16 protein-coding genes are annotated in these 18810 nt (G+C 70.8%); 9 read left to right on the top strand and 7 right to left on the bottom strand.

Going from position 1 to position 18810, the window contains the following annotated elements; translation table 11 throughout:
* Positions 1-26: 26 nt before the first annotated feature.
* Both P3L51_RS00375 and P3L51_RS00370 read right to left on the bottom strand, forming a co-directional pair.
* Positions 27-1010 carry an aldo/keto reductase gene (locus P3L51_RS00375; protein WP_354602935.1) on the bottom strand — a complete coding sequence of 328 codons (984 nt, stop codon included), beginning with the start codon at positions 1008-1010 and terminating at the stop codon, positions 27-29.
* A gap of 105 nt (positions 1011-1115) precedes the next feature.
* Positions 1116-1871 (bottom strand): VOC family protein, encoded by a 756-nt coding sequence (locus tag P3L51_RS00370; protein ID WP_354602934.1) that lies wholly within the window; start codon positions 1869-1871, stop codon positions 1116-1118.
* A 125-nt stretch (positions 1872-1996) separates the two neighbouring features.
* Here P3L51_RS00370 and P3L51_RS00365 point away from each other — a divergent pair, with 125 nt between their 5' ends.
* Positions 1997-2635: a DUF4352 domain-containing protein gene (locus tag P3L51_RS00365; protein WP_354602933.1), complete on the top strand. Its 639-nt coding sequence runs from the start codon at positions 1997-1999 to the stop codon at positions 2633-2635.
* A 51-nt stretch (positions 2636-2686) separates the two neighbouring features.
* On the opposite strand, the gene P3L51_RS00360 is transcribed toward P3L51_RS00365, so the two are convergent.
* Positions 2687-3208 carry an SRPBCC family protein gene (locus P3L51_RS00360; RefSeq protein WP_354602932.1) on the bottom strand — a complete coding sequence of 174 codons (522 nt, stop codon included), beginning with the start codon at positions 3206-3208 and terminating at the stop codon, positions 2687-2689.
* Positions 3209-3568: 360 nt separating this feature from the next.
* Between P3L51_RS00360 and P3L51_RS00355 the strand changes: the two genes are divergently transcribed.
* Positions 3569-4048 (top strand): hypothetical protein, encoded by a 480-nt coding sequence (locus P3L51_RS00355; RefSeq protein WP_354602931.1) that lies wholly within the window; start codon positions 3569-3571, stop codon positions 4046-4048.
* A 102-nt stretch (positions 4049-4150) separates the two neighbouring features.
* Here the strand turns inward: P3L51_RS00355 and P3L51_RS00350 are convergent, their stop codons facing one another.
* Positions 4151-5488, bottom strand: coding sequence for an RICIN domain-containing protein (locus tag P3L51_RS00350; RefSeq protein ID WP_435594346.1), 1338 nt, complete (start codon positions 5486-5488; stop codon positions 4151-4153).
* Between the two features lie 185 nt (positions 5489-5673).
* On the bottom strand, positions 5674-6573 hold the full coding sequence (locus P3L51_RS00345; protein WP_354602929.1) for a glycoside hydrolase family 16 protein: 900 nt from the start codon (positions 6571-6573) through the stop codon (positions 5674-5676).
* A 339-nt stretch (positions 6574-6912) separates the two neighbouring features.
* Here P3L51_RS00345 and P3L51_RS00340 point away from each other — a divergent pair, with 339 nt between their 5' ends.
* The 6 genes from P3L51_RS00340 to P3L51_RS00315 all read left to right on the top strand — a co-directional run bounded on the left by P3L51_RS00340 (position 6913) and on the right by P3L51_RS00315 (position 12636).
* Positions 6913-7755 (top strand): endonuclease I family protein, encoded by an 843-nt coding sequence (locus tag P3L51_RS00340; RefSeq protein WP_354602928.1) that lies wholly within the window; start codon positions 6913-6915, stop codon positions 7753-7755.
* 190 nt (positions 7756-7945) lie between these two features.
* The gene (glsA, locus tag P3L51_RS00335) at positions 7946-9355 is read left to right on the top strand and encodes a glutaminase A (RefSeq protein WP_354602927.1); all 1410 of its coding nucleotides are present in this window, start codon (positions 7946-7948) and stop codon (positions 9353-9355) included.
* An 83-nt stretch (positions 9356-9438) separates the two neighbouring features.
* Entirely contained in the window at positions 9439-9801 is a 363-nt protein-coding gene (locus P3L51_RS00330) for a DUF1304 domain-containing protein (protein ID WP_354602926.1), read from the top strand.
* Entirely contained in the window at positions 9798-10394 is a 597-nt protein-coding gene (locus P3L51_RS00325) for a TetR/AcrR family transcriptional regulator (RefSeq protein WP_354602925.1), read from the top strand. Before P3L51_RS00330 ends, P3L51_RS00325 begins: the two co-directional genes overlap by 4 nt.
* Before the next feature lie 100 nt (positions 10395-10494).
* Complete coding sequence (locus tag P3L51_RS00320; protein WP_354602924.1) at positions 10495-11016, top strand: SRPBCC family protein; 522 nt, start codon at positions 10495-10497, stop codon at positions 11014-11016.
* Positions 11017-11205: 189 nt separating this feature from the next.
* Positions 11206-12636, top strand: coding sequence for a PP2C family protein-serine/threonine phosphatase (locus tag P3L51_RS00315; protein WP_354602923.1), 1431 nt, complete (start codon positions 11206-11208; stop codon positions 12634-12636).
* Positions 12637-12684: 48 nt separating this feature from the next.
* On the opposite strand, the gene P3L51_RS00310 is transcribed toward P3L51_RS00315, so the two are convergent.
* Positions 12685-14175, bottom strand: a complete 1491-nt coding sequence (locus P3L51_RS00310; RefSeq protein ID WP_354602922.1) for a DNA-binding protein NsdB — start codon at positions 14173-14175, stop codon at positions 12685-12687.
* 231 nt (positions 14176-14406) lie between these two features.
* On the opposite strand from P3L51_RS00310, the gene P3L51_RS00305 reads away from it, so the two are divergent.
* The gene (locus P3L51_RS00305; RefSeq protein ID WP_354602921.1) at positions 14407-15528 is read left to right on the top strand and encodes an aminoglycoside phosphotransferase family protein; all 1122 of its coding nucleotides are present in this window, start codon (positions 14407-14409) and stop codon (positions 15526-15528) included.
* A gap of 119 nt (positions 15529-15647) precedes the next feature.
* On the opposite strand, the gene P3L51_RS00300 is transcribed toward P3L51_RS00305, so the two are convergent.
* Positions 15648-18788 carry a ThuA domain-containing protein gene (locus P3L51_RS00300; protein WP_354602920.1) on the bottom strand — a complete coding sequence of 1047 codons (3141 nt, stop codon included), beginning with the start codon at positions 18786-18788 and terminating at the stop codon, positions 15648-15650.
* Positions 18789-18810 lie beyond the last annotated feature (22 nt).

Genomic DNA, 18810 nt, shown 5'->3' with positions numbered 1-18810 from the left:
TGTACGCGGATCTGTCCCGTCCATCCCTACCAGCGGTGGTGGATCTCCGCACGGATCCGGCGGTCGTACAGATCACGCACGGCGTCCAGCGTGGTCGCCGGGAGCGTTGCGAGAGAGGCCGCGGCGGCGTTGGCCCGTGCCTGGTCCACGGAGCGGGCGCCCGGGATGACGGTGCTGACGCCGGGCTGCTGGATGATCCAGCGCAGTGCGGTCTGGGCCGGTGTGGCGCCTTCGGGGGCCAGGCCGGAGAATTCGGCGGCTGCCGCGAGTCCCGTGGCGTAGTCGATGCCGGAGAAGGTCTCGCCCTGGTCGAACGCCTCGCCGTGCCGGTTGTAGGTGCGGTGGTCGTCGGCGGCGAAGACCGTGTCCTTCGTGTACTTGCCGGAGAGCAGACCGGAGGCGAGCGGAACGCGCGCGACGATGCCGACCCCGGCCTCCCGGGCGGCTGGCAGCACCTCTTCGAGCGGCTTGAGCCGGAAGGGGTTGAGGATGATCTGTACGGAGGCGACGCCCGGCCTGGCGATTGCGGTCAGCGCCTCGGCGCAGGTCTCGACGCTCACCGCGTAGGCCGCTGTCCGCTTCTCGGCGACCAGGGTGTCGAGCGCGTCGAAGACGGCGTCGGAGGAGTAGACGGCGGGCGGCGGACAGTGCAGCTGGACCAGGTCCAGGGTGTCCACGCCGAGATTGGCGCGTGAACGGTCGTTCCAGGCACGGAAGTTGTCCAGGCTGTAGTTCTCGGGGCGCTGCTCGGCCCGGCGGCCCATCTTCGTCGCGACGAACACGTCGGCGTCCGGGCGGTCCTTCAGGAACCGGCCGATGAGCTGTTCGCTGCGGCCGTCGCCGTACACGTCCGCCGTGTCGAAGAAGGTCACGCCCGCTTCGAGCGCCGCGTCGAGGACGGCGAAGGCGTCGGCCTCGACGACGTCACCCCAGTCGGCCCCCAGCTGCCATGTGCCCAGTCCGACGACGGACGCCTCTCGGCCCGTCCTGCCCAGTACGCGCTTCTCCATACGAGTGATGCTACGTCCGCCCGCGCGGCTCGATCCGGCGGGGCGGCCGGGGCCGCGCGGGCGGGGTCGAAGACCGTCGCCGGGCGGGGCGCGGGGTGCGAATCGCTACGGCGCCGTGCCCACCGAGAACACCGCGCCCGACGGGTCGGTGACCGCGGCCATGCGTGCGTACGGGGTGTCCTCCGGCTCGGTGGACGAGCCGCCGGACGCCGTGGCACGCGCGGCCACGGCATCGGCGTCGGCCACGGCGAACAGGGTGCCCCAGGCGGACGTGGGCACGTCGGTGCTGCCGATGATCCCGCCGATCTCGTGCCCGTCGGGACGGCGCAGGAAGGTGAAGTCGAGCTCGGGCACTTCGTCGTTGCCGTCCAGCGTGAAGCCGAACAGCGCCGTGTAGAAGGCGCGGGCCGGCTCGGGATCGGGGGTGATCAGGTCGTTGCGGACCAGCGAGTCGGGCTCGTTCACGATCTCGCTGCCGAGCCGGGAGCGGCCCTCCCACAGCCCGAACCGGGCGCCGACGGCGTCCACCGCGACGGCCGTACGGGCGTGGTCGGCCAGGTCCGCCGGTGCCTCGATCAGCCGGCCGCCCGCCTCGGTGACGCGCCGGGCCGTGTCGTCGCAGTCGTCGGTGGCGAAGTACATGGTCCACACGGCGGTGGTCCGGTCCGGGTCCGGGACGATCCCGGCGACGGGCCGGCCGCGCAGCAGACAGACGGTGCCGTCGGTGTCGCCGGTCGGGTACGCCTCGTACTCCCAGCCGAAAAGTGCCTGGTAGAAGGCGAGCGCGCCCTCGCGGTCGGGGGTCCTGAGCTCGATCCAGGTGGGGGTGCCTTCGGGCTGGGTGCCGCTGAGAACGCTCATGGTGGGCTCCTTCGTGGGGCGTCGGCGCGATGACCCCAACGTAGGCAGCGTCTAGGACAGAAGATGTCCTGGAAACACCTGTGGATGAGCGGCGTCCACACGATCGGGCGCTCCATCATTCGGTCATGACACGCTCATCGAGGCGCCGCCCCTTCGGCCTGACGGTTCTCGCCGTCGCCGTGGGTGCCGCGTGCACCCTCACCGGCTGCGTTTCGGCGCCGTACGACACGGAGTCCGACGACGGGCGCTCGGCCCGGACGGTGCGGCCCGCCCGGACCGCCGTACTGCTGGGCGACACCGTGCTCGTGAACCATCCCGACGGTCATGACGAGGCGATGCTGGCCCTGGCCGTGACGGCCGTCGTCGACGAGGCGTCCGGGGCCGCGGGCGGTAGCCCCGGCCGCGGCGCGAAGAGCGGCGCGGACCCGGACACCGATCCGGGCAAGGCGAGAGGCGCGAGCGCCGCGCCCGGCAGGAAGTGGGTCGCCGTCCTCGCCGAGGTCAGCAACGCGGGGGCGCGGCCGTACGGACACGACGTGGCGAACAGCTTCACGGCCGTGGACACGCTCGGCCGCCGGCATGTACCGCCGCCCGCGGCCGCCGATCTCACGCTGGGCCCGGTGCTGAAGTGGCCCGTGCCGCTCGCCGCCGGCCGGTCGGCGCGTGGGTGGCTGGTCTTCGACCTGCCGGCGGAGGCCGTCCTGACCACGCTGGAATTCGGCCGCACCCGGACGTCGGCGGCCTCGGCGGACTGGGCCCTGTGAGGAGCCGTTGTGGGCGGTGGGCCCTGGGGAGGTACGGCCGCCCGTGCGCGACTACTCGGCCCTCAGCCCCTCGAAGTACGCCTTCTGTGCCGGGTAGTAGTCCTCGAACACCGGCTGCGGGGTGCCGTCCAGGGAGGCGCGGAGCTTGTCCAGGTAGTACTCCCAGCCCGCGCCGATCTCGCCGGCACCGGCCTCCGTACGGAGATGCTGGATGAACTGGAGTTCCGTACCGCCCGTGTCGGGGTCGGCCCCCTCGGCCGGCGTGCCCGACAGTCTCAGTTCCAGTCTCCAGCTGCCCGACTCGTCGACCGTCGTGACGATCAGGTGGTGCGGCGCCTCGCACGCCTCGATGCGCAGCTCGATCCAGGGCGTCCGCTCCTCGAAGACCATCCGCACGCGCGCGGCGCCGCCGGGGACGCCGTCGCCCTCCCACGGGCCGAACCACAAGGCGGTGCGCGCCGGCTCCGTGACGGCGGCCCACACCTCTTGGACCGGGAGGGCGAATCCGCGGGTGAGAACGAGGTCGACCCCGTCGGGTGCGCGCAGCAGCCTGCCGGTCGGGGTCGGTGCCATGGGGTCTCCTCCTGTGAACTGCCGGGCAAGCGGCCGGCCGGACGGCCGAGAGTTCCGGTCTACCACCCGCCACTGACAGCGGCCGCGCGCCCGCTCCTCCACGGGAACGGGACGACCGGGACATCGCGGGAACATTCGATGACGGGTAGCCGTTGAGAGCAGTGTGGGTGTGGACGGAACAGTGTCCCCGGGCCCCATCAGAAATGCCCACAGGGAAGATCGTTCGGCTGAAGCCCTGTGGAGCCCATCGCCGAGAGGCGACCGCCGCCCGCACCCCGCCTCAACGGCCCCGACCGGTCTCCCCCGTCCGGTCGGGGCTCCTTTTCGTCCGGGCCCGGGCCCCGCGTCTACTCTTCGTCCATGAGTGCTGACGGGGGCGAGGAGCGACCGGGCGGTTTCGCCGCCGCGACCGGCGACGGCCCGGCGTCCCCCGTACCGCCGGAAGTGCGCGCCGCCGAGGTGCGGGTCGCCTTCGGCGGCCTGTCGCAGATTCGCCGCCTCACCAACACCACCGCTGCCGATCCCGCCGCCGTTCCGGCCGTCTGGGAGCGGAACCAGCCGGTCCGAGCTGTCGCCCTGGCGCTGGAGGCCGCGGGAGTCCCGCCCTCCGCGGTCGACGGCGAGGGCCTGCGTACGGCCACCGGATTCCGCGTCGCCGCGGGCGAACGCCCGGGGACGGTACGGGTCGAGTGGCTCGGCCCGCACGGCGGCGGCGCGGCCCAGGACGAGGAGCACCAACTCACCGCGTGCGCCGCCGTGCTGACCCCGCTGGGCTGGGAGGCCCTGCTCTACCGCGGCGCCCGCCGCCGGCGTTTCCTGGAAGTGGAACCGGCGCTCTGAGCCGGGCCTCCGGACCGCCCGTACCAGCACGGAGCACGCGGACCGCCCCGGACACCGTCGGGGGAGCGGTGTCCGGGGCGGTGGTCGTCGGGAGCGGCCGGGTCAGCCTCGGTACTGCGCCAGTACGCGGGTGAAGTCCCAGTCGGACTGGCCCACGCCGGAGCAGGTGTCCCCCCCGCCGCCGGTGCAGGGCCGGTCGCGGTTGACGGACCAGAAGGTCAGCCGGGCGAGGTGGCGCTGCTGCGCGTAGGCGAGGATCGTCCGGAAGTCGGCGACGGTGATGGTCTCGCCGACGTCCGTGACGCCGTTCATCGACGAGATGCCGGTCTTGCGGTAGGCCTCGTCGTCGCCGTAGCCGTAGGCGTTCTTGACCGCCGTCTTCAGACCCTCGGCCGCGCGGACGGACAGCGTGCCCATGTTCTGGCCGTTGCCGCCGAAGTTGAACGGCATGATCGTCCAGCTGTCGACCGTGAGGCCGGAGGAGGCCGCGCGGTTGATCAGGCTGGTGTCGGGGCCGTTCTGGCCGGTGCCGAAGGTGATGTAGATCTTGATGCCGGGGTTGTTGGCTCGGATGGTCTTGAGCGCGTCCACCGTGCGCTGCTGGACGGTGGGGCTGTCGTAGGCGGCGGCCTCGATGTCGATGTCGATCGCCTTCAGGCCGTACGCGTTGATGACCTTCTGGTACGCGGCGGCCAGCTCACCCGCGCTGCCGCAGGAACTCTCCAGCTTGTTGCCGCTCCATCCGCCGAAGGACGGGATGACGTCACCGCCGCCCGCGCGCACGGTGTTGATGGTCTGCTGGTCCACGCCTCCGGCCAGCGGCCGGCCGCCGTCCCACTGCGGGTTGCAGTAGCCGTTGCTGAGGACGAAGGCGAGGGTGAACCACTTGACGCCGGTCGCGTTCTGGACGGTGGCGGGGTTGGGCGGGCTGCCCCAGCCGTTGTAGATGTACGGTGCGACGGCCATGGGCGCGCCCCCGGGGTCGGGGTTCCCGCCGCCGGAGGGCGCGGTCCACTTCTGGTTGGCGGAGCCGGTGCAGGTCCACAGCTGGAGCCTGGTGCCGTTGGCGGAGCTGTTGCCGGTGGCGTCCAGGCACTTGTTCGCCTGGGTGTTGACGATGTCGCGGGCCGCCGAGACGGTCCACTTCTGGTTGGCGGCTCCGGAGCACGTCCAGAGTTGGAGGACGGAACCGTTCGCCGTGCCGCCGTCCTTCACGTCGAGACACTTGCCCAGCGCGCGGATCGTGCCGTCCGAGGCGACGTCCCACTGCTGCGCGCCGCTGCCGTTGCAGTCGTACAACTGAACGGCCGCGCCGTTGACGGTGCTCGCTCCCGCCACGTCCACGCACTTGCCACCGAGGCCCGTGATGGTGCCGACGGCGGCGACGGCCGCGGTCGCGGGCGTCACGCTCATGGTCGAGGCGACGGCCACCAGGGGCATGGCCAGCAGTGCCAGCGGTCTGAGGTGCTTCCAGGGCAGATACGAGGCGGTCATGCGCGGTCACCGTCCACTTCTGAGGGGGCCCGCCGGGGACGCCCGGTGGGCCGGATCGTCCTCACGTGCCGGACGGGCCGGAGCCTGTCCGGCACTTGCCCGTCCGGCACGTGAGGAACAGAAACGGGGTCCTAGTCGCTGACGCGTACGTAGTCGACGACCAGTTGCTGCGGGAAGACAGTGCTGCCGTCGGGGTCACCGGGCCAGTAGCCGCCGACCGCGAGGTTGAGGATCAGGAAGAACGGCTTGTTGAAGACCCATTGGCGGCCGCCGAGATCGGCGGGCGTACGGGTCTGGAAGACCTGCCCGTCCACGGACCACTTGATGGAGTCGGGCGCCCAGTCCACCGCGAAGGTGTGGAAGTTGTCCGCGAACGCCTCGCCGTTCGGCAGGGTGTAGCCGGCGCCGATGCCGCCCGAGCCCGAGTAGCCGGGGCCGTGGAGCGTGCCGTGGACGGTGCCCGGCTCGAAGCCGACGTTCTCCATGACGTCGATCTCACCGCTGTTGGGCCAGCCGACCTGGCCGATGTCGCTGCCGAGCGCCCAGAACGCGGGCCAGATGCCCTGACCGCGCGGGATCTTCATGCGGGCCTCGACGCGGCCGTACGCGGAGTCGAACTTGCCCGAGGTGTTCAGCCGGGACGAGGTGTACTCACACGTGCCGTACCAGCACTGGTAGTTGCCGGGGTTCTCCTTGCGGGCGGTGATGACGAGATTGCCCTGCCCGTCGAGCTGGGCGTTGTTGTTCCCGGACGTGTAGTACTGCCGCTCGTGGTTGTTGACGTTGTCGCCGGTCTCGATCTGCCACTTGTTTCCGTCGACGCCGGCGCCGGCCGGGCCGTCGAAGTTGTCCTCGAACTTGATGGCTGCGGGTGCCGCGGCGGAGTGGGGGTCCGACGCGGCGGAGGCTCCGGCGGGCACGGCGGCCACGGCTCCGGAGGTGCACAGAAGTGCGAGGGTGTACAGCGCCGTACGGCGCCGCCAGGACATGGGCACGGTCATCACATCGCTTTGCGTGGGGGGCATGCGCATGACAGGTGTAGCGGAGAGGGGAAGCGCTCGCGCGCTTATCCCCATGCTTGATTCAAGGCAGCCACAGGGCGCCCGTCAAGGAGTTGGTATGGACCAAAAGTTTCAGCACTGTGTTTTCGGCCCATCCATGTGAACGCGCGAAGCAGCCTGCCCCCCACTCAACGCCCGTCGTGCGCCCGCATCTTGACCTGCACATGATGGACGCGGAGCATTCACCCCAGCGTCACAGGCGCTGTGGAAAGCTCCTGCGGAAACGTCACATCGACACGATCACCGCGCGCACCGCCCACCCGCCGGATCTACGCGCGGTGATCCCCTGATCGAGAGGGCACCCCCCATATGTCTCGTCGTCACCTTCCCGCCGTACGGCCGGTGCTGGCCCTGTGCGCCGCCGCCGCGGTGCTCGCCGGCAGCGCGACCGCCGCCCCCGCCGCCACACCCCCGGCGGCCTCGTCGGGAACCACCGTCACCGGCGCCTCGGCCGGAACCGCCGCACTGGACGACACCTACTACCAGGGCGCGCTCGGCAAGACCGGGCCCGCGCTCAAGAGCGCGCTGCACGGCATCATCCGCAACCAGACGAAGCTCTCCTACAGCGGCGTCTGGGAAGCCCTCAAGGTCACCGACCAGGACCCGGCCAACTCCGCCAACGTGGTCCTCCTCTACAGCGGCCTCTCACGCGCGAAGTCCAGGAACGGCGGCGCCGTCGGCGACTGGAACCGCGAGCACGTGTGGGCCCAGTCCCACGGCGACTTCGGTACGTCGCAGGGCCCGGGCACCGACGTCCACCATCTGCGTCCGGAGGATGTGCAGGTCAACGGCATCCGCGGCAACAAGGACTTCGACAACGGCGGCAGCCCGGTCAGCGGCGCCCCCGGGAACCTCACCGACAGCGACTCCTACGAGCCGCGTGACGCGGTCAAGGGCGATGTCGCCCGCATGATCCTCTACATGGCGGTCCGCTACGAGGGCACCGACTCCTTCGCCGACCTCGAACCGAACGACCGCGTCAACAACGGCTCGGCCCCCCTGATGGGACGGCTGTCCGTGCTGAAGCAGTGGAACGACGAGGACCCGCCGGACGCCTTCGAGAAGCGCCGCAACGACGTCATATACAGCCAGTTCCAGCACAACCGCAACCCGTTCATCGACCACCCCGAATGGGCCGAGTCCATCTGGTGACACCCACCGGGTGGGACGGCGCGGCTCCCCTGACGTGATCGTCCCGGATGCCAGAGTGGGCGGCGTTAACTCCAAGCGCCCCCATCGGGGAATGCTGGCCGGGGCCCCCGGGCGCGGATGATCGAGTCCGCGCCCGGGGGCTTCGGCTTGCCCCGGAGCACCGCGCAGACCAGCCTTCTGGAGGTCGTCCGTGACAGCCGTCTCGGCCACCGATGTCATCACCGACGCGCTGGTGGAGCTCCAGCGGCGGGTCGCCACCCTCGACGAGGGCGAAGTCGCCTCGTACATCCCGCAGTTGGCCACCGCCGACCCGCACACCTTCGGTATCGCGCTGACCAGCATGGGCGGCAACCACTACTGGTCGGGCGGCGTCGACACGCCCTTCACCCTCCAGTCGGTGTCCAAGCCGTTCGTGTACGCCCTGGTCCTGGCCGAGTTGGGACTCGACGAGGTGACCCGGTGGGTCGGCGCGGAGCCCAGCGGCGAGGCGTACAACGCGATCAGTCTGGAGCCGGGCACCGGGCGGCCGGCGAACGCGATGATCAACGCGGGGGCGATCGTCACGACCGCGCTGGTACCGGGAGCGAACGAGGACGAGCGGTTCGAGCGGATCCTCGACTGCCTCGGCCGGTTCGCGGGACGGCGGCTGGACGTGGACGAGCGGGTCCGCGCCTCGGAGTCCGAGACCGGCGACCGCAACCGGGCCCTGTCGTACCTGATGCGCGGCGCGGGCTCGCTGCCCGGCGACCCGAACGGCGTGGAGACGTACTTCGGTCAGTGCTCGGTACGTGTGACGACGGCCGATCTGGCGGTGATGGCCGCGACGCTGGCCAACGGCGGCGTCAATCCCTCGACCGGAGAGACGGTGGTGCCCGAGCCGGTGGCCGTGCAGGTGCTCGCGGTCATGGCCTCCTGCGGGATGTACAACGCGTCGGGCGACTGGCTGCTGCGGGTCGGACTCCCCGCGAAGAGCGGCGTGTCGGGCGGGCTGATCGCCGCCAGTCCGGCGCGGTTCGGCATGGCTGTGCACAGCCCGCCGCTGGACGCCCTGGGCAATCCGGTGCGCGGGGTGGCCGTGCTGCGCGAGTTGTCGGCGCGGTTCGGCCTCCATCTGATGCGCCGGTCCTCACGGACGGCGCCGACCGTGATGCTGGCGGAGACCGCGCGGACCGCCCCTTCGGACCGGCCGCGCAGCGAGGCCGAACGCGAGGTCATCGAGCGCGCGGGCGACGACGTGGCGATCGTCGCCGCGCAGGGGATCCTCGACTTCACGGAGGTGGAACGGCTGCTGTACGAACTCGGCACCGTCGTCCCCGAGGAGCCCGGCTGGGTGGTGCTCGATCTGGAGGAGGTGACGGAGGTCAGGCCCTTCGCCGAGGTCATGCTGCGGGAGACCCTGAGCCGGCTGGCGGCGCGCGGGCATCAGGTGACGGTGGTCGGCGATCTGGCGCCGGGCGCCGACGAGGGCTCCGGGGCGGCCGGGGAGGGCGCGTGGCGGCAGGTGCCGTCCCGTCAGACGGCGGTGGCCCGGTGTGAGGACGCGCTGCTCTCGGCGGGCATCAACCGGCAGAAGGGGCAGGGGCGTTCGGGCGGCGAGTAGCGCCCCGGGGTGGCGCATCTTCTGGACGGGTGTCTATAGTTCACAGACACCCGTCCATAACACTGACCCCCGAGGATGCCCCCGTGAATACCGCAGCACAGATCCTGGTCGCCCTCGTGGCCGCCTTCCACGTCTACGTCATGGTGCTCGAGATGTTCCTCTGGGAGCGCGGCCCCGGCCGGAGCCTGTCCGGCTTCGACGCCGAGATGGCCCGCGCCACCGCGCACCTGGCGGCCAACCAGGGCCTCTACAACGGGTTTCTGGCGGCCGGCCTGGTCTGGGGCCTGATCACGGGCGACCCGACCGGGTACCGCGCGCAGATCTTCTTCCTGAGCTGCGTGGTCGTCGCCGGCGTGTACGGCGCGGCCACGGCGAACCGCCGGATCCTCTTCGCCCAGGCGCTGCCGGGCGCGATAGCGCTGGCCGTCGTACTGGCGGCGGGATGAGCGGCGGGGCGGCCGGCGGGGCGGCCGGCTCATCGCCCCCGGCCGACCCCAGGGCGGCCAGGACCCGGGCCGCCCTGCGGCAGGCGCTCCTCGACGAGTGCGCGGAGCGCCCGCTCGAACAGGTGGGCGTGGCCGCGCTGGTGCGCAGGGCGGGCGTCGGCCGGGCCACGTTCTACCTGCACTACGCGGACCTCCAGGCGCTCGCCGTCGACGCGTGCGCCACGGTCGTCCGGGAGGCGGTGGACGCGTTGCACGCCTGGCGCGGTGTGCCGGACCCCGCGTCGCCGCCGCCCGACCTGACGGCCTTCTTCACCGGCCTGGTGCCGCACGCCGCCCTGTACCGCACGCTGTTGCGGCCGGGCGGCAGCGGTCCGCTGGGCGAGCTGCTCCACCGGGAGCTGCGGGAGTACAGCCGCAGGGAGCGGGCCTTGGCCGGCGCGCCCGAACCGGAGTTGATCGCCTCGGCGGTCGCGGCGTCCTTCGCCGGCGTACTGGCCGACTGGCTGCACGGGATGATCGAGGCGCCGCCGGCCAAGGTCGCCGGGCAGGTGTGGCGGCTGCTGATGGTGCTCCACCGCGCCCCCACCGGCTGAGCGCGCGTGCGGGCGGGCACCCTGTGCCTCATCCGGAGGACAGGACCTAGAGTCGGAGGGCCGGACGGCCGCCAGGCTCCGGGAACAGGATCGGAGCCCCATGCCGCGTACGCTCACCGTGTCCGACAGCGTCGTCGTCGCCGCGACCCCCGACGCCGTGTACGAGCGGATCAGCCGGCCCGCGCTGATGGGCCGGTGGAGTCCGGAGAATCTCGGGGCGACGGTCCGCCGCGTGGCCGGCGAGGACCGGGAGACGTACGTGGGCATGGTCTTCGACGGCCACAACAAGCGCGGCCCGGTGCGCTGGACGACGCGCTGCACGGTGACCGCCGCCGACGCGGGCGAGCGGTTCGCCTTCCGGGTCCACGCGATCGGGCCCAGGACCCCGCGGCTGCGCGGTCCGATCGCCAGCTGGGAGTACCGCCTGGAGGCGGTCGACGGCGGCACGCGCGTGACCGAGACCTGGACGGACGACCGGCGTTCGTGGCCCGACGCCGTCGCGAACGGCTTCGACCGGATCGCGACGGGCGGTCACACCTTCGCCGATTTCCAGGCCAGGAACATCCACCGGACGCTGAGTAACCTCAAGCGGGCGGTCGACGGCCCCGCCGCGGCGGGCTGACGGACCGCGTCAACTCGGCGGCCCCGGCTCACCCGTGACGGTAGGTCACTTGCCCAGCCGGTGGCATATGCCATGTGCACCACCGGATCGAGTGTTGCCGAATGCCTTACGGCCCATAGCAGCCTGTGCAACAGTCGTAACGGTCCATCCTTCAGACCTGGCAGGGCCACGCCTGTATCGGAGTTCGAGATGCCGTCCCATCTGTTCGCGGACCGTCCCGCCCCGCAGCCACCGGAGCGGGGTGTGGTGGAGTCCCTCATCACGCGCACCCGCAGGCTGCGCGGTGACGTGGACGCCGTACGCGGGGACGCCGTCGGCGACGAGCACGACACGCGACAGCGCTGGCAGCGCGCGCTCTGCGACCTGGCGGTTCATCAACTGGACGATCTCGGCGCCCACTTGGGACAGCTCAAGAACGGACTGCCCGGCGACGAGCCCGAATCGACGGTCACGGCGGAGCCCGGTGACGGGACCGGTTCGCTGCTGCGCCGGGTCGGCAGCGCCGAGTGGAATCTCCTCACCGACGAGGTCACCTGGTCGCCGGAGCTGTACGAGATCTTCGGCCGTCCGCCCGAGAAGGGCCCGATGACCCTGGACGAACTGCCGTCGGTGATGGTCGCCGAGGACCAGGGCCTGCTCCAGACACTGGTGACCGAATGCCTCGTCGACGGCAAGCCCATCGACAGCGAGTTCCGCATCGTCAGGACCGACCGGCGCGTCCGCACGCTGCACATGATGGGCGAGCCCGTGCTCGACTCCGACGGCTGTACCGCCTCCATGTGGGCGGTGCTGCGGGACGTCAGCGAGTTACGCCGCAGCCAGCGCGCCGTCGACGAGTCCGGTGACACGCTCCGGCGCCGCGAGCAGACCGCCAGGACCGAACGGCGGATCGTGGCCGAGCTCCAGGAGGCCGTGCTGCCGTCGTGGCGCGGGACCCTCCACTCCCCGCGGAGCCGGCCGGGCACCCTGGATCTGGCCGGCCACTATCTGCCGCCCACGGGCGGCGGACTCGTCGGCGGTGACTGGTTCGACGCGCTGAGGCTCCCCGACGGGAACACCCTGTTGACGGTCGGCGATCTCACCGGCCACGGCGTGACGGCCGCCTCCACGATGGCGATGCTCCTCGGCGCCCTGCGCGGTATGGCGGTGGCGGGCATCGAGCCGGGTCCGCTGATGGGCCATCTCAACCAACTGCTCGACACCGCCGAGCAACCCGCGCTCGGCAGCGCCGTCTGCTGCCGCTACCGCGCCGAGACCCGCACCCTCGTCTGGGCACAGGCGGGTCACCCCGCCCCGCTGCTGTTCCGCGACGGGACGGGGCGCGCGCTGACTCCACTGGACGGCGTTCTGCTCGGCGCGACCTCGGGTGCCGCGTACGAACAGGCCGAAGTCCAGCTGCTGCCCGGTGACATGCTGGTGCTGCACACCGGCAGGCTGACCGACCGGACCGGGGTGGACCGGCTTCTGGCACTCGGGCCCCGCCTGACCGGGGCACGTGACGCACAGGACTGCGTCAGGACGGTCGTCGAGGAGTTCGGCGAGACCGGACGCGAGGACGACGCCTGTGTACTGGTGGCCAGGATCGGCCCGGCGGAACAGACCGCGCCCGAGGACCCCTGACGGCCCCCATGACGCACTGGAATTTTGACGTACGAGATCTCTGACGTACTAGATCTTCGGACTCCTCAACTTCTTCGGTGGGTTCGGCAGAACGGCGTCGATCTCCCTGCGCAGATCCTGAATGGTGGCGTGCGCCGCGTACTGACCGGTCAGCCGGTACATCTCCCGCAGCCGGTCCCAGGTGCGGTGCGACGAGGTCTCCCCCATCGACACCAGCGCCAACCGCGCGTAGCGGTCGGCCTGTTCGGGATCGTCCGCGATGAAGCAGGCCGAGGCCAGTGAGAGGTAGTCGAAGATCATCGACCGCTGACGGCCGTTCTGACGCAGCTCGATCGCCCGCTTGGCATGCCGTTGAGCTATGGCCGCGGCCGAGGGATCGTGATCGGCGAGCGTACGGTAGGCCAGCGCCTCCATGCCGTGCAGATCCGCCTCGTCGAACATCTGCATCCAACTCGGCGGTGGCACATCGCCCTTGTCCGAGACGAAGAGGTCCTCCGCCTCGCCCAGGGTCCTGCGCATGGCCTGGCCGCGCCCCATCGACGCCTGTGCCCAGGCCTCGATCGTGCAGAGCATCGCCCGGGTACGGGGCAGCACCTCGTCCCCGGAACCGGACTTGGCCAGCTTCATCAGGTCCAGCGCCTCGTCCGGCCGCCCCAGATGAACCATCTGGCGCGCCGCCCTGGAGAGCGCCTCGCCCGCGCGCGGACGGTCGCCGCCCTCGCGCGCCGCGTGGGTGGCGATGACGAAGTACTTCTGGGCGGTGGGTTCGAGGCCGACGTCGTGCGACATCCAGCCGGCGAGCACCGCCAGGTTGGCAGCGACGCCCCACAGGCGCCGCTGGAGATGGGGAGGGTGGCGGTACGACAGCATGCCGCCCACCTCGTTGAGCTGGCCCACCACGGCCTTGCGCTGGAGGCCGCCCCCCCGGGAGGCGTCCCAGGCCCGGAACACGTCGACGGAGTGCTCCAGCGCGTCGATCTCCTGCGCCCCGATGGGGGCGGCCTCGTAGCGGTCGTACCCGGCGGGGTCGGCCTGAAGGGGCTCGGCGCTCCGGGGAGCGTCGGCCGTCAGTGCGGGGTCGGAGTGCAGCCAGTCGTACATGGAACTGCTGAGTGCGGTGCCTGCGGTGAGCACGGCGCTCGCGCCCACCATGCCGCGTCGGTTGAGCATGAGGTCCATTCCCGTGAATTCGGTGAGGACCGCAGCCGTCCGGTCGGGCGCCCAAGGCAGGCCGTCGGGGTTCGAAGCGTCCCCGGCGTCCCGTCGTCTCCCCGCGCGTCCGTGTCGTACGAACCCGAGATCCTCGATGGTCACGACACGGCCGAGCCGCTCGGTGAACAGAGACGCCATCACCCTCGGTACCGGATCGCGTGGGATCTCCCCCATGTCGATCCAGCGTCTGACCCGCGAGGTGTCGGTGGCCAGCTGCGGATGGCCCATGGCCGCCGCCTGTCTGTTCACCAGCCGCGCGAGTTCGCCCTTGGACCAGCCGGCGAGGCCGAACAGGTCCGACAGGCGGGCGTTGGGTTCTCCGGTCACGTCAAGCCCCCAGGTTCTCGGCTGAGTTGACAGTAACCCTCTGTCAGATGCCTGGCGACTATTCGCCAGGCTTCGCCAGGGTGCGCCACATGGTGTGCCACCCGTGGCGGGGTGTCGTGTAGGAACGCGCCACCCCGGCCCGGCAGTCCGACACATTCCCCAGGATGTGGAACGACCGCCGGGGCGGGAGGCGCGGGTAATTCGTCGGTACACGAAGGGATCCGTTCGCCCATGTACACAGCGTCGTCGTACACAGCATCGTCCTCCGTGACCGCCCCGCCCCGGCAGCAGCGGCCACCCGCGACCGGCGGTGGGCCGTATCTCGACCCCACCCACGCCGGCCGGGCCAGGCGCTGGACGGGGGCGGCCAACGGGCCGCTCGGCGGCAGGCTCGACCTGTCGGGCCCCCAGGGCGCGCAGTTGAGGATGGCCATCGCCTCGGTGCACCGGATCTGTCCGGAGTTCAACCCGGTGCAGGTACTGCGGCGCAGTGGCCGCTCGGTGCTGCTGGTGGGGACGACGGGACGGACGACCGCGGTGGCCAAGTGTTTACTGGATCAGTCACCCGCCTGGGCCGAGAGCTTCCGGCACGAGATAGCCACATATCGCTCGTTCGTGCGCCACCGCCCGCCGGTGCGGGTTCCCCGGCTGATCGCCGCCGATCCCGACAACTGCACGCTGGTCGTCGAGCGGATGCCCGGACGTGCCGCGGCCCTGTCGCGCCACCCCGTCGAGGCTCCACCGCGCGCCGATGTACGGACGGTGCTGGGCGCCGTGACGCGGCTCAACACCTGGCGTCCGCCGGGTGACATGTTCGGTGCCGGTCTCGACTACGCGCGGCGGATCACCCGCTATCACGAGCTCGGTCTCTTCACGGACCGGGATCTGGGGGATCTGCAGAAACTGATGCGTGGTCTCGGGCGGCCGGGCACCCGGCAGTTCTGCCACGGTGACGCGCTGCTCTCCAACATGCTGCTGTCGCCCGCCGGGGCGGTGCTCCTCGACTGGGAGCACGCGGGCTGGTATCTGCCCGGGTACGACCTGGCGACGCTGTGGATGGTGCTCGGCAACAACACGCCGGCGCGCCAGCAGATCAGCAAGCTCGCGCAGATCACGGGTACGGCGGACCGGGACGCCTTCCTGGTCAATCTGATGCTGGTGCTGACCGCGGAGATCCGTAAGTACGAGACGCAGGTGCAGCGCACCATGCGTGAGGCGCCTCCCGCCGGCGGGGCGAACCAGCCTCAGCCGGGGGCGCCGAGCGGCGAGGAGCAGCGGCTGCTGCTGCGGCGGCTGCACGAGGACTGCGCCATGGCCCGCCGGGCCGTGCGCGCGGCGGTCGGGACCCGCTGATCTCCGGCGGGGCCGTGTCCGACGGATCCGCGTGCCGACCGACGAGGGGGGTGGCGCGTCGCGCGCCCGGTGCCGACACACCGGGCGCGCGACGTGCGTTTGCGCCTTACCGCCGGGCCCTACGGTCCGCTGAACTCGACCGTGTCCACGTCGAACGAGTTGTTCTGTGGTGACGTGAAGACGAGATAGAGCTTGTGCGTCCCCGCGTGGGCCTTCACCGGCACCGGATCGGTGGCCCGGTAGACGTCCCAGTCCCCGGTGTTGGGGATCGGGGTGGTGGCGAGCAGTTCACCGTCCGGGGCGCCGGCTCGCAGTTCGATCGCGCCGACTCCGTACGGCGAGGAGATCTGGTACGTGACCGAGTCGATGCCCTCCACGCTCATCGGCTCGAACGCCACCCAGTCGCCGTCGCTGACGTCGCCGATGCGTTTGCCGTTCGCGGCGCCCGCCTGGTCGACGACGCGTGTGCCGGACTGGCTGTCGTAGTACTCGGCCTGCTTGAGCTTCGGCTGTAGGACCGACCGCCCGTAGCCGGTCAGCGCCGGTGCCCCTGAGCCGCCGCCGTCGGTGTACTTGGCGTTGAGTACGTAGGTGAGGTCGGCGCCCTCGGGATGGCCGCCCAGGTTGCCGGTGTCGACGGTGCCCTCGCAGCCGGCGATGTCGTTGGTCGGGTGCTCGTGCTCGTCGTGGCCCAGCGCCGGGTTGAGTGTGACCTTGGAGCAGTCGACCGTGCCGTCCTCGGGATCGGTGACAGTGATCTTGTAAGGGATCTTGTCGCCGAAGTCGATGAGTTTGCCGTTGACGGGGATGTCGATGGTCACCTTGGGGGCCGTGTTTCCCGCGGTGACGGGCACGTTGGCGAAGCCGGACTTCCCGCTGGAGTCGGTGACCTTCAACTGGGCGCTGAACTCGCCTCCTTCGGTGTAGGTGTGGGTGGCGTTCTCGTCGGTGGAGTCGTAGGTGCCGTCTCCGTCGAAGTCCCACTCGTAGGTCAGCGCGTCGCCGTCGGGGTCGGCGCTGCCCTCGCTGGAGAAATCGACCTTGAGCGGGAGCGGTCCGTTGGTGACGGACGCCTTGGCCTTGGCGACGGGGCTGCGCCGTCCCTGGGCGTAGTCGACGCGGTAGAGGCCGGAGTCGTTGTTGCCGCCGCCGAACTCACTGCCCCACTCCAGGACGTAGAGCGAGCCGTCGGGCCCGAACGTCATGTCCATGGGGCTCTTGAAGGCCACCGAGTCCATGAAGTCGTTGACCTTGAGGAGCTTCTCGTCCTGGTCGAAGCGGACTTCCTTGATGTAGTTGCGTGACCACTCGTAGAGGAAGCTCGCGCCGTCGAAGTACTCGGGGAACTTCGTCTCGGAGGGGTTGTCGGCGTCGTAGCGGTAGACGGGTCCGCCCATCGGTGCCGAGCCGCCTTCGCCCATCTCCGGGAACTGCCCGGAGGCGCCGTAGCCGTACCAGAGTTCGGGCTGCTGGATGGGCGGCAGCTTCTTCAGTCCGGTGTTGTTCGGCGAGGGGTTGGCCGGCTTCGCGCAGTCGAACTTGGCGCCGATCTCCTCGGTGTCCGGGTTGTAGGGCGCGTACGCCTGGTTGTCGCCGTGGCAGAACGGCCAGCCGAAGTTCGCGGGCTTCTTGACCACGTTGTACTCGACCAGACCTTCGGGGCCCCGGGCGGTGGTGGGCAGCCCGCGGTCGGGGCCGTAGTCGGCGAGGTGGACGTAGCCGGTCTGCTGGTCGACGGTGAAGCGGAACGGGTTGCGGAAGCCCATCGCGTAGATCTCGGGCCGGGTCTTGGCGGTGCCCTTGGCGAAGAGGTTGCCCTTGGGGATGGTGTAGCCGCCGCTGTTCTTGGGCTTGACGCGCAGCAGCTTGCCGCGCAGGTCGTTGGTGTTGCCCGCGGTGCGCGCGGCGTCGAGCATCTGCTTGCCCGGTCGCCAGTCGATGGGCGCGTAGCCCTGCCAGTCGGGGTCGAGGTTGGGCGGTACGTCGTCGCCGACGCCGAGGTACAGGGTGCCGTCGGGGCCGAACTCGACGGCGCCGCCGGTGTGTCCGGGTTCGGTGAAGGTACGGGAGCGGTAGGCCGGGACGTCGAGGAGTTTCTTCTCGCTGGCCAGGTCGAGGGTGTTGCCCTTGAGGGTGAAGCGGGAGAGCCGGTTGACGTCCTTGGTCTCGGCGGCGGGCGCGTAGTAGAGGTAGACCCAGTTGTTCCTGGCGAAGTTCGGGTCCAGCTCCATACCGACGAGGCCGTCCTCGCCGCCGGTGTAGACGTCGAGCTTGCCCGCGGTGACGGTGGAGTGGGACGCGGGGTCGAAGATCTTCAGTTCGCCGTTGCGCTGCGCGTAGATCGCGCGGCCGTCGTCGGCGACGTCGAGCTCCATGGGGTCGGCGGTGTTGTCGTCGAGGGTGACCTTCTCGTAGGCGCCCCAGTCGGTGCCGCCGCAGTCGCCGGGCTTGTCGCCGGCCGCCCACTGGAGTCCGCCGACGACATGGTCGCGGAAGGCCGCTTCGTCGTAGGCGGGGGTGTCGTGGCCCATGGCGGTGGCCCAGACCTTGCCGCCGCCGGTGCTGCGGCACCAGGAGATGGGGTGGTCGGCGCCCATGGCGTCGGGGCCGGGGTTGTACGTGGTCTCGTCGGCGGTGACCAGGACGTGGACGTCACCGCGCGGGTTCTCGTCGAAGTTGTACCACTCCTCGGGACGTTCCCAGCGTTCGGGCAGACCCTTGGTGGAGGGGTGGACCCGGTCGGCGACCTTGGCCGTGCCCTGGAGCACACCGGGTGAGTGGGTGGGCATGTGGGCGCCGCCGTTGATGGTCTCGTCCCACCACGGGAACGCCTCCTCGACGCCCATGTCGAGGGTGTTGTGGATGGCGACGATGCCCTTGCCGCTCTCCACGAACGTCTTCATGGCCTGGCGCTGGGCCTCGGTGTCCCAGACCATGCCGGAATTCTGGAGCATGACGATCGCGTCGTACTGGGCGAGGTTGTCGTCGCTGAAGACGGTGGGGTCGGCGCTCTGGACGATCTCGAAGCCGTTGTCGGCGGCCTCCTCCTCGAACATCTTGATGCCGTTCGGGATGGATCCGTGGACGTAGCCGACGGCGCGAGTGAAGAGGAGGGCCTTGAAGGCGGGTTCTTCCTTCTCGGCGGCTCCGGCGCCGGTGGGCAGGGCGGTCAGCGCGAGCAGCAGGGCGCCGACGCCGGCGACGAGCGCTCTTCGGACCGCTCTCCCGCGACGCCTGTCATCATGTGCATGCCATTTCATGTGCCGGTCCTCTCTGGGGGGA

The sequence above is a fragment of the Streptomyces panacea genome, from assembly GCF_040560175.1.
Classification (GTDB): domain Bacteria; phylum Actinomycetota; class Actinomycetes; order Streptomycetales; family Streptomycetaceae; genus Streptomyces; species Streptomyces panacea.
The sequence above is the reverse complement of the archived record's forward strand: the minus strand, read 5'-3'. Positions and strand labels throughout refer to the sequence as shown.

Bases quoted from the DNA above. Each gene is read 5' to 3' on its own strand.
- P3L51_RS00375 (WP_354602935.1), bottom strand. From the start codon at position 1,010: ATGGAGAAGCGCGTACTGGGCAGGACGGGCCGAGAGGCGTCCGTCGTC.
- P3L51_RS00370 (WP_354602934.1), bottom strand. From the start codon at position 1,871: ATGAGCGTTCTCAGCGGCACCCAGCCCGAAGGCACCCCCACCTGGATC.
- P3L51_RS00365 (WP_354602933.1), top strand. From the start codon at position 1,997: ATGACACGCTCATCGAGGCGCCGCCCCTTCGGCCTGACGGTTCTCGCC.
- P3L51_RS00360 (WP_354602932.1), bottom strand. From the start codon at position 3,208: ATGGCACCGACCCCGACCGGCAGGCTGCTGCGCGCACCCGACGGGGTC.
- P3L51_RS00355 (WP_354602931.1), top strand. From the start codon at position 3,569: ATGAGTGCTGACGGGGGCGAGGAGCGACCGGGCGGTTTCGCCGCCGCG.
- P3L51_RS00350 (WP_435594346.1), bottom strand. From the start codon at position 5,488: ATGCCCCTGGTGGCCGTCGCCTCGACCATGAGCGTGACGCCCGCGACC.
- P3L51_RS00345 (WP_354602929.1), bottom strand. From the start codon at position 6,573: ATGCGCATGCCCCCCACGCAAAGCGATGTGATGACCGTGCCCATGTCC.
- P3L51_RS00340 (WP_354602928.1), top strand. From the start codon at position 6,913: ATGTCTCGTCGTCACCTTCCCGCCGTACGGCCGGTGCTGGCCCTGTGC.
- P3L51_RS00325 (WP_354602925.1), top strand. From the start codon at position 9,798: ATGAGCGGCGGGGCGGCCGGCGGGGCGGCCGGCTCATCGCCCCCGGCC.
- P3L51_RS00320 (WP_354602924.1), top strand. From the start codon at position 10,495: ATGCCGCGTACGCTCACCGTGTCCGACAGCGTCGTCGTCGCCGCGACC.
- P3L51_RS00315 (WP_354602923.1), top strand. From the start codon at position 11,206: ATGCCGTCCCATCTGTTCGCGGACCGTCCCGCCCCGCAGCCACCGGAG.
- P3L51_RS00305 (WP_354602921.1), top strand. From the start codon at position 14,407: ATGTACACAGCGTCGTCGTACACAGCATCGTCCTCCGTGACCGCCCCG.
- P3L51_RS00300 (WP_354602920.1), bottom strand. From the start codon at position 18,788: ATGAAATGGCATGCACATGATGACAGGCGTCGCGGGAGAGCGGTCCGA.